Consider the following 12,007-nt stretch of genomic DNA (forward strand, 5'->3'; position numbering starts at 1 on the left):
GGCCGTTCCTGGCCTGCTTCGCCGTGCGCCAGTCGCCGTCGCAACTGCGTCGGAGCGTCCATCCGGAAGGATACGATTTGCCGTGCTCGGGGACTCCGACAGCCAGTCCTACCACGACACACTCATGTTGGGCGATCCGCGTGCGCGAGGAGGCCAGTGGCGCGCGACCACCTGGCAGTGGACCGAGGTGCTTGCCCAGTTGCGGGCAGACCAGATCGACCAGGGCAAATGGGGCGTTTGGGGAACGGGGAAGTATTGGGCTATTGCCAGCGAAGCTTTAGGTGCACTCGCCCGCACGCCCCCCAAGGAGGACTTCCGCTACAACTTCGCGATTACCGGTGCGACCTGCGACGAACTCATGGGGCACTCGCAGCGTCAGGCGATTCGTCTGGTCCATTTAATGGACACGGAACCGCAGGCGTGGCGAGGTGGCATCGTGTTCATCAGGACAAGCGCCAATGATCTCGGCAGCCACGAGGTTCTTGACGAGTTGTCCCGCGATCCGGCCGCGCCGCGCCCCGTGGCCGCGATCAACGCCTGCATCAAGGCAGTGGAACAGGCCGTCGCGCTGATCCGCAAGCATCACCCGGATACCTATATCGCGCTCTCGGCTGGGGGCAGCAACGCGGATTGGCCGGGCGAGTTCGACAGTTGGCAATCTGCGAAAGAGATAGCCAATATCGACGCAGGCATTGATCGCTTCAACAATGGCTTGCGCGCGCTCGCCGCGGCGGACCGGCACGTCCATGTTCTCGAAGATGGCGCGTGGTTCAGAAGCCTGTGGGGCCGTCGTGACGAATACGGCCGTCCGAACTACAAGACGGTCCATCTGGGGCCTGGCTGGGCCATTACCAACACCTCGGGCGACGATCCGCACAATGCCGTCCTTGCAGACTCGCACGCGGGCGTAGTCTGGAATACGCTTTGGACGCAGCACCTTGTCACTTCGCTGAACGCCGCTTTCGGGCTGCATATCACTCCGATCACAGATGCCGAGGTGATCGACTTCCTCAGGCCAAGCTTCAGAGCGGCCGACACCACACCGGCAACCAGCGGCGAACCGGTTAAAGATACCGCTCAATTCCGGGTAAACGCCCAAAATGGTTTGGATGTTCGTCAGCGCACATCTGGTGCCCAGGCGCGATAGTAGCCTGCAAGCACTACCCTCAAGTCTACGAAGGTGTGCCATGTCTGCGACTAGCAATGGTGCGATGTTGGCCGAAGCATCACCCCGACTAACCTCAGACGGAAAAATCCTGCACGCTTTCAATCAGGAATTCAAAATCAACTTCAATCTGCATCCATTCAAATTCAATCATCTATTGCATGAAAGCGGCTTGTTCGAGATCCCCAGGATCGCCGAGGTCGCCCAGCGGATGCTTGAAAGGAATGGTAACGTCCGTGCGATCAACTTCAAGAATAGTTCGCTGGAATCCAGATTCAGCGCCATGCCGCATAGCACGAGGCTGAAAGAGGCGTTTGCGAGCGTTCACGAGAACGGCTCATGGATCAAGCTAACTCAGGCACACCTTTACGACACGGACTACGCCCATGTCCTTGACTCGATTACGGCCGAGCTCGAGGAGTTGTCCGATTACCCGCTGCGCAGCGACATCACCCTGGTGACGATGACGCTGCTGGTCTCCTCGCCAAAGATCTCGACGCCCTTCCATATCGATCACGAAACCAACTTCCTCTTCCAGTTGCAGGGCTCGAAGGACGTATGTCTGTTTCCCGCAACCGATCGCGAGCTGGTGCCGGACCAGGAAGTCGAACGCTACTACGCCGGCAACTTCGAAGCTGCGCGTTATCGCCGTCAATTGCAGAGTCGCGGGACGATCTTCCGGCTCAACCCGGGCGAAGTGGTGCATCACCCCTCGTTGGCGCCGCATTGGGTCAAAAATGACGACAACATTTCGGTGAGTATCAGCATCAACTATTGCATGAGGTCGCTCGAGCAGCGCGCGCGGGTTTATCAGGCCAACTATGTTCTGCGCATGATGGGGCTGAAGCCGTTGCCGCCAGGTGTTTCACCGTTGCGCGACAGCTTGAAGAGAAAGGTCATCTCGACGCTGGAACACCGCCATCCCAAAACGTTTGCGGAAGTCGTTCACTCGCCGGTGACCCGATTGAAGTCCCCGCTGAATGCGGTTCGGCGGCTGGTCAAACGCTGAACGCCCGCGATGAAATCGTTACGCCAGCCGGACAACCGCGGCATCTGCGCGAGGTAATCATGGACTATATCGGCCGCCCTCACTTTCTGGCTCCGGAGCCTCTGTTGAGGGAAGCGTCAATCTTGCCGGCAGGCGCGCGCGAAATGGCTGCGCGAACGAGTCCTACGCTTGCGGAAGTTCCCTGCGTTGATGAACCCTGCCTGCTGTCGCTAGTCGTGCCGTTCTATAACGAAGAGGAGATGATCGACGCCTTCTTTAGCACGGTCATTCCTGTCCTCGAATCGATCGACGGAACCGGGTTCGAGATCGTCTGCGTGAACGACGGCAGCCGCGATGACACGCTGCGCATGCTGATCGGCATGTCGAAGGAAGACAGCCGCATCCGTGTGATCGATCTGACGCGCAACTTCGGTAAGGAGGCCGCGCTTTCGGCAGGGCTCGACGAGGCGCGCGGCGCCATTGTGATTCCTTTCGACGCGGATTTGCAGGACCCGCCGAAAATCATTCCGCAATTGGTCGAGAAGTGGCGCGAAGGCCACGACGTCGTCGTCGCCAAACGCGTGAGCCGGCTCACGGACTCCTTCCTGAAGCGCCAGACCGCGGCGATCTTTTATCGCATACACAACGCGATGTGCGACACGAAGATCCCCGAGAACGTGGGCGACTTCCGTTTGATCACACGGGAGGTCGTGGACGCGCTCAAACAGCTCCCCGAGACGCGGCGCTTCATGAAGGGGCTGTTTGCCTGGGTCGGCTATCGGACCGCAGTCGTCGAGTATGTGCGCGAACCTCGCCTCGCCGGCCGGTCGAAGTTTTCCGGCTGGAAACTGTGGAACTTCGCGCTGGAGGGCTTCACGAGTTTCAGCACGTTGCCGCTTCGCGTATGGACCTACGTCGGCAGCTTCGTGGCATGTATCGCCATTCTGTATGCATCGTTTCTCATTGTGCGTACCCTGATTCAAGGGGTCGCCGTACCGGGCTACGCGTCGCTGATCTCGGCCGTCCTTCTGCTTGGCGGCGTTCAATTGATCGGCATTGGCGTACTTGGCGAATATATCGGCCGCATCTACTACGAATCGAAGAACCGGCCGGTTTACCTGATTCGCCGCCGCTATCAATCCGCAGGCGCGAACGATGCCTGATCTGCGCGCGGCACGAAGGTTCGTGGTCTATGCAGGCGTCGGTGCGATCGGCACCGGCGCGCAGTATGCGATACTCATTGCGATGGTCCACTCCGGTCTCGCCTCTCCGGCCGTGAGTTCCATGGCCGGCGCGACGATCGGCGCAATCGTCAACTACACCCTCAACCGCCAAATTACGTTCCGAAGCAACAGCAACCCTCTGTCGACCGCACCAAAGTTCGCCATCATCGCTTTGCTTGGCGTACTGATGAACGGCGTGTGCATGAAGTTCTTCACGACAATTCCTGGGCTGAACTATCTGATCGCCCAACTGGTTACGACCGCGCTCGTTCTGGGCTTGACCTACCTGCTCAACTCGAAGTGGACGTTCAACGAGCACAGGCGCCGCACGCATGGGTCCATGCCCCCCACGTTCAACAAGGTCCCGTCGCCGGACGACGCTCCGTCATCCTGAACGCCGCTGCGAAGCGATTGCACCACGGGCCAAATCCCGCCGAGGCGATGGACTGCGTGGGCGCCGCACTATCTTCCGGAGGCCGCGAGGCCTGGCGGCGCCCCGGCCCTATTCCGGCATGGTTGCGTCCGCTGCGGCAGTGCGCACCGGCCGCGCCGTGAGCCAGCGGCGCGAGCGTGCGAGCAATGCCCTGCGCACGGGCGTGTCGTAATACCGGTCTGCGCACCATGTAAGCAGCACGATGCCGGGCAACAGGAGCACGGCACTCAAGGCATACGGATGCGAGAGAAAATGACCACGGAAGGCGAGATCCTGGAGAAGGAACGCGAATGGCACATGCAGGACATAGATGGCGTACGAAATCGCCCCCGAAAACGCGAAGAGCGGCAACAAGCGCGCAGAGGGCTCTACCCGGCATGCTGCCCAAACGATTGCCGGGAGGACGACGAGCGCGATCAGCAGATCAACCGCGGGTTGATGAAGCGTCGACCATGGCATGAAGAGCAGCCCGAACACTACTGCGACAATGAGGACCGCCGAAAGCGATTCGCGCCTGCGGGCCGGTCGATGAAACCGGTATAGCAACAGACCGGCGGGAAACGCATAGCCGAGTCGCGCAAATCCCACACAGAACGTCGGCCATTCGACGCCGTGGGCGAGGCCCGATACATAAGCCGCTATCCCGAGTGAAACACCCGACACGCACATGACGCAGATGAGCAGCCTTGTCGTCAGATGGCGAAAGAACAGGCCATAGGCGAGGCTTGCAACGAGCTCAAAAAACAACGACCAGGCAGGAAAATCCAGCGGATAGATGAAGTCGTATCTTTCTGGAAAAGGATAGAAAGTCCGTAAAGGGGCATGCGATGGCAACATTAGCAAACCGGCCGGGACCGCGGAAGCAATTTCACGCCAGTCAGATGCGGGAAGCCGATAGAGCAAGGCAATGACGCCGAGCACGAGGCCTGCGCAGTAGAGCGGGTACAGACGGAACAGTCGCAGTACGAAATACTGCTGCCAACTCAATTCTCCCGATGAAAGCCGTCTGTCATATGCATTTGCGATAACGAAGCCGCTCATCGCAAAAAAGAGGTCCACGGCGAGATAGCCGTGTTCAATGTCGGGCAGGTGGTACAGCGCATGGAAGTGCACGAAGACAACGACTATCGCCGCCGCGCCACGCAGTCCGTCAAGCGTCGCATATCTCGAGCTCGTATTCGAAGGTCTCATGGCGCTTCCCGGCTGCTTTCTGCAATGGCTTGCGCTGCAAAGGTAACCTGCGCAAGTACAGTACGTTAGTGTGTTGACAGACATAACTCGCAGTTTCAGATCGAAGGAAATCCCCAACCGCACCAACGGTTACGGGTTTCCCGACGCCCACTACGAAATCGAACTGACGCACAGTGCATCGCCGCGCGTCCTGTCGCATCCCGATGACCCTGATACAACAGGCTGCCATTCAACGATCGAGACCGGATGACGAGCGGCAAGCCATGCGTTGTATGCAAGCGCAGGCAGGAGAGCCTGCCTTGCCCGATCGAAAACCGCGTTGTCCAACGCACAGAGGGGATATCGCTTGCCGGCTACATTCGTCGCGTGACTTGTGTTGCACGGGCGCACACGAGGCGTCCGGACCTCAAGCGACAGCCGGAGCGACGTCGAACGAGGAGTCATACCTCGGCTGATATTTGGCGTTAATGGCTCCTTCTACTGATCGGACCTCAGGGCGGTTAACTCCCTTATCTATTGATCTTCTGGCCGTGAGCGCGGAGATGCTTTCATGACAATTAAATGGCCGCCCGGGAATGCACATCTCGTCCTTTCCTGGATCGTCATCGGCGCACTCGGGATCGTCGAAGGAATTTACGGCCGGACGCAATACTACGGCGACTGGATTTCATACCTGAATGTCAGCTGGGCCGTCACGCACATTGATTGGCGAGAAATCTTCAACCCTTTCTGGAATCCTGGATATCCCGCCGTAGTTGCCGCTGCGCGGGCGCTGGCCGCCCCTACCCCGGAGGGAGAATGGCATGCGATCACTGTCGCAAACTGGTTGATCTATCTGGTTGCGTACGCGTCCTGGCGCGGTCTGATCAGAAATGCGTTCGCGCTGTACTGGCCTGGTTCGCTTGCGCTGACCCAGCATCCCTTTACGATCTGGATCGGGGTATGCGTTTTTCTTGGCGCCTGCCTCGGGCTTGACACTGTTTCGGCCGTGTGCCCGGACATGCTGGTGACCACTGGCTTCATCCTTGGTTCGGGCCTGCTTCTCGCCCTGATCCGGCGGAAAGACGTGTTGTCGGCGACCTTGCTCGGTCTGGTCCTGGGTGTCGGCGTCTGGGTAAAAGGGGTATTCACTCCGTTTGCTTGCCTGTTTCTTCTCACGCTGTTCATCTATTGCTGCGCGCGAGGACGCTTGTGGCGACCGTTCGGTGTGGTAGCAGGCGTTTTTGGCATTTTCTTTGCCACCTATGTCGCCGGAATCTCCTGGTCCTATGGCGAATTTACGCTTGGCGCCTCCGGCGCGTTGAATGTCCCCTGGCACGTAAACGAGTTGCCTCATCTGACCAATTGGCAAGGCGGTCCGGCACAGTTCGGCCGGCCGATCCATCCGACCAGCCAGCTTGTAGCGGGCTTGCCGGCTTTTGGCTTTGGGACACCTTTCCACACGACTTACCCGCCCTATAACGACGTCGCATACTGGTACAAAGGCTTTCGATCATTCTTCAGCTTACGGCTCGAACTTATCGCAATGGGCCGCTCGCTATGGAGCTTGCAGCAGATCCTCAGGCAGCATCCGGGCGTAGTGGCGGTCGCGGCGGCTTTCCTGTTATGCCTCGCGAAGCGGCCATGGCGAACGGCGCTCATCAAGACAATGGTGCAAATGTGGCCATTGCTGCTGCCCACTATCGCAGGCTTTGGCACGTATTTCCTCGTTCATGTCGAAGATCGCTATCTCAGCGCATTCATGATGGTTTTGGCGCTTGTGTCCTGTGCGCCATTAATGGACGTGAAGCTGCCTTCGCGTCGCCAGCTCACCACCGCGCTCGTCATCATCTATGGTGCAGGTGCCCTCGGCGAACTTGTGCTGAGCGATGCGCCTTCGTTCAATGCGGCGTTTCGCCGTGCGGACTATCACGACGACCCGGGATGGCAGCTCGCGAACGCGCTAACTGCGTCAGGGTTACAACCGGGCGACGCGGTGGCGGTTATCCGGGATAGCGCACCTGCCGTCAGGGTCAGTTGGGCCTATGTGTCGCGCTTGCGCATCGTCGCCGAGTTCGGCGCTCTCCCGTACCGTATCGAACCCGAAGACCGCAATCGCTTCGATCGTAAGGACGAGCCCCTCTGGCCGGATTACAGTGAAATCTTCTGGACGCAGCTTACGCCGCAACAGCGTGAACAGGTGATGACAGCATTCTCTCAAAGCGGAGCGCGAGCCGTTGTGTCGCTATCGATGCCGAAAATCGCGCCCGGTCCTGGCTGGGTACCACTGAAGGGGACGACTGCCTGGCTTTACACGTTTGGAGATGTCACCTAATAGGGTTCGGGAGGTAACGGCCCTTTTGTCGGCGCGCCGGGCCGGGGGCGCATAGCGGCGCGCCGTGTCGTGTGATGCAGGTCGAGCGTCCGGCATGAGGCCGATACAATCCAGCGACTCAGCCCACCCTCTCTACCAGTTCCCTCCAGCTAGCGAGTATCGGTTCGCGCGCGAACGTCTCGAGATGCGCGCGAGCCTGGGAAATTCGCCGGCTACGCTCCTCGCCCGGCATTTCCGCTAACGAACGCATACCGAATGCGATGGATTCCCGTGCAAGCGGGTCGGCGCACAGCATTGCGTCCCCTCCCACTTCCGTCAAGATGCTCGCGCGGGAAACGAGGCATGGCAAATCATGCTCTATCGCCTCGATCACTGGCATTCCGAATCCCTCCAGCAGACTCATCAGTACGAAACCAGATGCATTGCGGTAGAGCCAACGAAGCTCGTCGTCTTGCGTATATCCCGGCATCACAACGCCCGGAGATTGCCTGGCGAGTTCGATGGCGGCGTCGGCACCAGGCTCGCGCCCTCCGACAATGACATACTGCCACCCTTTCTCCACCAGCCCGCTTGCCGAGAACGCCTCGATACAGCGGGCCTGGTTCTTACGGTCACCGATACTCCCCACCGTCAACAGAAAACGGGGCGAGACGCCCTTCACCGGACGCCCCTCTCCGTCCTTGACTCCCAAACGGGTTGGAATATAAATAACGGTCGACGAGGCAAAGTCATCACCATAAAGCTCGTGAAATTCACGTTGAGAGGTCTTGCTGACAAATACCATGTGAGGCCTCACCTTCCGGATCTGGTCATAAGCCCGAAGGTACAAGTCCTTCACGCCCGGCGCAAAGTATTGGGGATGCGTGATCGGACCGACATCGTGGCAGAGCACAATGTCACGCGCTTCCAGACGATGGCGCACGACGCTCAGCGGGTCGAGATGCAGTGTGGGACGCGGATCGCGGATGACCGGCAAAAGCGAAACCAGCCGCGAGCTATGTACCCTCGCAATGGTTTCCTTGTGGGTCAGCCTGCCCGCGATACGACGCATCAAATCGTTGCGTGGAAATTCGTGGAATCGTCCATAGTGGATACTCGCGACCCTGCCGCCAAGCGTCGAGATAATATCTTTGCCCAGAAATAGCTTGCCGGTTCGATCATTGAGCGCCAATGAGAAATCGACATCTATAGACATTGCTTACCCCCAATATCGCCTTCTTTAATGAAATCAGCCGTTCACGGCTTTGACTGTCTCGAACAGGTCGCGTGCCGCGCGCTTCCATGTGAAGCCGCCGGCCTGCCGGTGCCCGGCGGATATCAGGGATTGCCGCACGGCTTCGTCGTTGAGCACAGAGAGAATGTTCAATCGCCATGCATCCGGGCTAAGCGGGTCGGTATAAAGCGCAGCGTTTCCGCAAACTTCGGGAAGCGCGCCGAAGGGCGCGGCCACCACCGGGCAGCCGAGCGCCATCGCCTCCAGCGGCGGCAAACCAAACCCTTCGGTTAGGGAAGGAAACGCCAGCGCGCCGGCATTGGCCAACAGCCCGACGAGTTCCGCATCGGCAATCCGGCCCGTAAATCGCACGTTGGGTGGCACGGCATGTCCGAGACTCTCGAAATCAGCTCGCGTCGCGCCGCCAAACAGCACGAGTGGGACGTCTCTCAACGGTTCGCCCGCGAAGGCCTTGAGCAGCACGCCAATGTTCTTGTGCTTCTGGGTGTTCGCGAGCGCAACGACATAGCGCCTCCGATCGAGGTCCAACACCGCAATTTGTCTATCGTCTGGCCGGATCTGCAAGACGTGATCGCAGCCGTTGTGCACGACGACGATCTTGTCTGCGCGCGCAACGCCATAGTGCACGAGTTCTCTTTTGGAATACTCAGAAACAGTGAAGATGATCTTGTGCCGCTTCCCGATGAAAAAGAACAGGAATTTGTACCAGAGCCGAAAAGACAGGGAATATGATTCGGGCGCGGAATACACCTGGGCGTCGTGTATCAGCGTCGCCGAGTTGCGATGGAGCAGTGGTCCGAGATTGCAGAGATTGAGAATGAAGCCCTTTCTGCTCGCCAGGGGCAGATAGAACTGCTCCCACGCTATCTTGTGCATCCTGCGGGCCCACGGACGCTCGCGAACGCAGGGAATATGGCGATAGGGTGGCACCTCCACGCCATCTCTGGCGACGACAGCGTAATCCATGCCATTTGCGGCTTGCCCTGCAATCAAGGCATCGGTCGCGGCGATGAGCTCCTCGGCCACCTTGTGCACGCCCGTCGGCCCTGCCCCGAAGAACTTGCCGTTGAACGCTATCGTTTTCGACGCGATCCTTTCCATACCATTCCCATGCACGCAAGCGTCAGTCTTTCTCACATGAAGTCCTGCTGGCCCATCGGACTATCGCTCGAACAGCCGCCGCGATACTGCAACGACGCCGCTGCCGACGTGACGCGCGACAACGCAGCTTTCTCCAGGCAGTATGCTATCGGCACAGCGAGCGCGGCACTGCTGGCTACCGCACGCAAACACGTGCGTATGTCCGCCCCGGCGACAGGTCATTCCCGTACTTCGGCTCAAACAGGCGTATCGGCCGCCGTACTGTCGAGTACCGGTTTGACGGTTGATCGGCCAAACCGGGAGACCAGAACAGCGCGCGCGGGCGTATCGACGAAACGCATGATGAGATAGCTGGCCAGCAGGATCAGCGGAACGAACAAGGCGGCCTCGAGAAGCGGATCCTTCCGGTGCATCAACTCTTGATAGATTCCATTGAGCCAGACGAACAGCGGGTAGTGCAACGCGTACACCGGATAGGACAGTTCGCCCAAAACGAGCGCGACTGCCCGTACAGGCCCGGAGAGCGCAACCGAAGAACCACCGAGGATCAGCAACGGCATCACGGAGGCAGCCCACAGCCACTGTACGACGAAGGGGATCTGTCCATTCCATGCCATGATGACAACGGTCGCGACAGATGCCGGAAGGAACAGCGATTTCCAGATCCTCAACGAGCGCAGCCCGAATTTCACATCACCGTGATACAGCAGGACGCCCAGATAGTAAGCGCCAAATACGCGCGGAAAACCGGAGAGGAAAGTCTCCGGCGTATCGCCTCCCATACCGAATGCCGCGGTAAGCGCGTAGCCGGTGAGCGCGACGACGAATGCGAACTTCATTCCGTCGAATCGGCGCGTGAGCATCCAGAAGAGATTGACCACGAGTTCGAGAAATAGCGTGTATTCGGGCCCGTTGAGCGGAAACACCTGCGGTCCTCCAATTGCATGCGGAGCACCGAAGATCGGGATGCACGACAGGCCTAGCAGCGTAGCGGCCGCAAGCCAGCCTGGATGAATGTCGGCGTCGTGAAGCAGAATCACCCTCGCCGCCAGATACGATGCACTCAGCAAGGTCCCGATGAGAATCATCGGCATCAGCCGTATGAGTCTGATTCGCGCGAAGAGCGCACCGCTCATCCCTCTATCGAACCGGCCGCGATAGGCAACGCACAGGACGTAACCTGACAGTCCAAAGAAAAAGTCCACAGCAATGCCTGCGTTGGGGGCCAGCCATGGAATCCCAAGCCAGTGATTGAGATGAAAAAGCAGGACCGATATGGCTGCGACGCCGCGCAGGCAATCGGGCACCGCCAGATGGGAGGGTTTGTTCATCAGGGTTGCACAGCAGCTTCTAGAATGTCTCTGGTCGCTCTGGCGTCAGCCTTCCGCGCATAAAATCCCACAGGCCGATCAGATTGCCTATCAGGCGCCCGCGCCGATCGATCCAGGGCTCCGGCGCAACGCTTCGCACCATATTGCTCACCACATTGCGCATGACATGATCGAGCGCAGGGCGCAAAGGCATCGTTCTTTTTTTCACCAGATAGAGCGGATTGATGACCTGCGAATAGCCAAGTTTGCATCCGGACACCCTGCCGCGCTTGACTCCCAGATGTACACCAAGCGCTGTATTGATTCGAACAACCAGGCTACCTCGATTCCAGATCTGACCTCCGAAATCGCGATCCTCCTGCCAGCCATACAGGACGAGGCGCTCGTCAAAGCGAAGACCGGCGATGCTGCTGGCCCGGAACGCCATGTTGCAGCCATAGGGACCACCGGTCGGCGCCACGATCATTCTTGCCGGCAGATAGCCGGCCCGGGCCACGATGGCCCGCCCCTCTTCAAAGGAATAACCCGGTCCATGGATGCCATCTGCAATGACTGTTCCGGTGACACAAGCAATGGATGGATCGCTATCGAACGCCTTGAGCACTTCCGAAATCCAGGCACCATGCATCAAGAAGTCATCGTCCAGGAAAATCACGACGTCGACGTCCTCGGGCACGTGGTTCAAGGCATGATTGCGTTGTGCCGTGAGCCCGGGCTTCCCTTTGAGCACGATCAATCCAGGACCAGCCGCCAGGTCACCAACGTCCTCATCCGACACGCAGGACACGATGATGAGATCGGGCCTTACCGTTTGCCGATCGACGAACGCAACGACATGTTCAAGAATCTCCGCGCGGCCGCGCGTGGCGAAGATCAGGCAGATTTTCGGATTTCTGTTAAGAGAAGATTGACTCATTTGCGTCACCCTGGTTACTCGCGAACTAACGCTCGAATCGATCACGCTCCACATCGACCATTGGAGGATGCTACGGCACGCCGTACCCGCACATCAGCCATTGCACTGCCA

At 59.0% G+C, this 12,007-nt stretch carries 10 protein-coding genes; 5 read left to right on the plus strand and 5 right to left on the minus strand.

Annotated features, from left to right (window positions below):
• Positions 1-124: 124 nt before the first annotated feature.
• The 4 genes from C7411_RS32950 to C7411_RS32965 all read left to right on the plus strand — a co-directional run bounded on the left by C7411_RS32950 (position 125) and on the right by C7411_RS32965 (position 3,770).
• Positions 125-1,147 (plus strand): SGNH/GDSL hydrolase family protein, encoded by a 1,023-nt coding sequence (locus C7411_RS32950; protein ID WP_243413431.1) that lies wholly within the window; start codon positions 125-127, stop codon positions 1,145-1,147.
• Positions 1,148-1,187: 40 nt separating this feature from the next.
• Positions 1,188-2,174, plus strand: coding sequence for a cupin-like domain-containing protein (locus C7411_RS32955; RefSeq protein ID WP_110388306.1), 987 nt, complete (start codon positions 1,188-1,190; stop codon positions 2,172-2,174).
• Positions 2,175-2,317: 143 nt separating this feature from the next.
• Entirely contained in the window at positions 2,318-3,316 is a 999-nt protein-coding gene (locus tag C7411_RS32960) for a glycosyltransferase family 2 protein (RefSeq protein WP_165822945.1), read from the plus strand.
• Complete coding sequence (locus tag C7411_RS32965; RefSeq protein WP_110388308.1) at positions 3,309-3,770, plus strand: GtrA family protein; 462 nt, start codon at positions 3,309-3,311, stop codon at positions 3,768-3,770. The genes C7411_RS32960 and C7411_RS32965 overlap by 8 nt, the downstream gene beginning before the upstream one ends.
• Positions 3,771-3,878: 108 nt before the next feature.
• Here C7411_RS32965 and C7411_RS32970 read toward each other — a convergent pair whose 3' ends face one another.
• Positions 3,879-5,000 (minus strand): acyltransferase family protein, encoded by a 1,122-nt coding sequence (locus C7411_RS32970; RefSeq protein ID WP_165822940.1) that lies wholly within the window; start codon positions 4,998-5,000, stop codon positions 3,879-3,881.
• Positions 5,001-5,550: 550 nt separating this feature from the next.
• On the opposite strand from C7411_RS32970, the gene C7411_RS32975 reads away from it, so the two are divergent.
• Positions 5,551-7,314, plus strand: coding sequence for a hypothetical protein (locus tag C7411_RS32975; protein WP_110388310.1), 1,764 nt, complete (start codon positions 5,551-5,553; stop codon positions 7,312-7,314).
• A gap of 118 nt (positions 7,315-7,432) precedes the next feature.
• Here C7411_RS32975 and C7411_RS32980 read toward each other — a convergent pair whose 3' ends face one another.
• The 4 genes from C7411_RS32980 to C7411_RS32995 all read right to left on the minus strand — a co-directional run bounded on the left by C7411_RS32980 (position 7,433) and on the right by C7411_RS32995 (position 11,896).
• Positions 7,433-8,509 (minus strand): glycosyltransferase, encoded by a 1,077-nt coding sequence (locus C7411_RS32980; RefSeq protein WP_110388311.1) that lies wholly within the window; start codon positions 8,507-8,509, stop codon positions 7,433-7,435.
• A gap of 33 nt (positions 8,510-8,542) precedes the next feature.
• Complete coding sequence (locus C7411_RS32985; RefSeq protein ID WP_110388312.1) at positions 8,543-9,649, minus strand: glycosyltransferase family 4 protein; 1,107 nt, start codon at positions 9,647-9,649, stop codon at positions 8,543-8,545.
• A gap of 236 nt (positions 9,650-9,885) precedes the next feature.
• Positions 9,886-10,980, minus strand: coding sequence for an acyltransferase family protein (locus tag C7411_RS32990; RefSeq protein ID WP_110388313.1), 1,095 nt, complete (start codon positions 10,978-10,980; stop codon positions 9,886-9,888).
• Positions 10,981-10,999: 19 nt separating this feature from the next.
• Positions 11,000-11,896, minus strand: a complete 897-nt coding sequence (locus C7411_RS32995) for a glycosyltransferase family 2 protein (protein WP_110388314.1) — start codon at positions 11,894-11,896, stop codon at positions 11,000-11,002.
• Between the last annotated feature and the right edge of the window lie 111 nt (positions 11,897-12,007).

The organism is Paraburkholderia silvatlantica, assembly GCF_003096715.1.
In the GTDB taxonomy this organism is placed as follows: domain Bacteria; phylum Pseudomonadota; class Gammaproteobacteria; order Burkholderiales; family Burkholderiaceae; genus Paraburkholderia; species Paraburkholderia silvatlantica.

What these genes read in the sequence shown, in the direction of transcription:
- C7411_RS32950 (WP_243413431.1), top strand. Translation starts at nt 125, where the DNA reads ATGTTGGGCGATCCGCGTGCGCGAGGAGGCCAGTGGCGCGCGACCACC.
- C7411_RS32955 (WP_110388306.1), top strand. Translation starts at nt 1,188, where the DNA reads ATGTCTGCGACTAGCAATGGTGCGATGTTGGCCGAAGCATCACCCCGA.
- C7411_RS32960 (WP_165822945.1), top strand. Translation starts at nt 2,318, where the DNA reads ATGGCTGCGCGAACGAGTCCTACGCTTGCGGAAGTTCCCTGCGTTGAT.
- C7411_RS32965 (WP_110388308.1), top strand. Translation starts at nt 3,309, where the DNA reads ATGCCTGATCTGCGCGCGGCACGAAGGTTCGTGGTCTATGCAGGCGTC.
- C7411_RS32970 (WP_165822940.1), bottom strand. Translation starts at nt 5,000, where the DNA reads ATGAGACCTTCGAATACGAGCTCGAGATATGCGACGCTTGACGGACTG.
- C7411_RS32975 (WP_110388310.1), top strand. Translation starts at nt 5,551, where the DNA reads ATGACAATTAAATGGCCGCCCGGGAATGCACATCTCGTCCTTTCCTGG.
- C7411_RS32980 (WP_110388311.1), bottom strand. Translation starts at nt 8,509, where the DNA reads ATGTCTATAGATGTCGATTTCTCATTGGCGCTCAATGATCGAACCGGC.
- C7411_RS32985 (WP_110388312.1), bottom strand. Translation starts at nt 9,649, where the DNA reads ATGGAAAGGATCGCGTCGAAAACGATAGCGTTCAACGGCAAGTTCTTC.
- C7411_RS32990 (WP_110388313.1), bottom strand. Translation starts at nt 10,980, where the DNA reads ATGAACAAACCCTCCCATCTGGCGGTGCCCGATTGCCTGCGCGGCGTC.
- C7411_RS32995 (WP_110388314.1), bottom strand. Translation starts at nt 11,896, where the DNA reads ATGAGTCAATCTTCTCTTAACAGAAATCCGAAAATCTGCCTGATCTTC.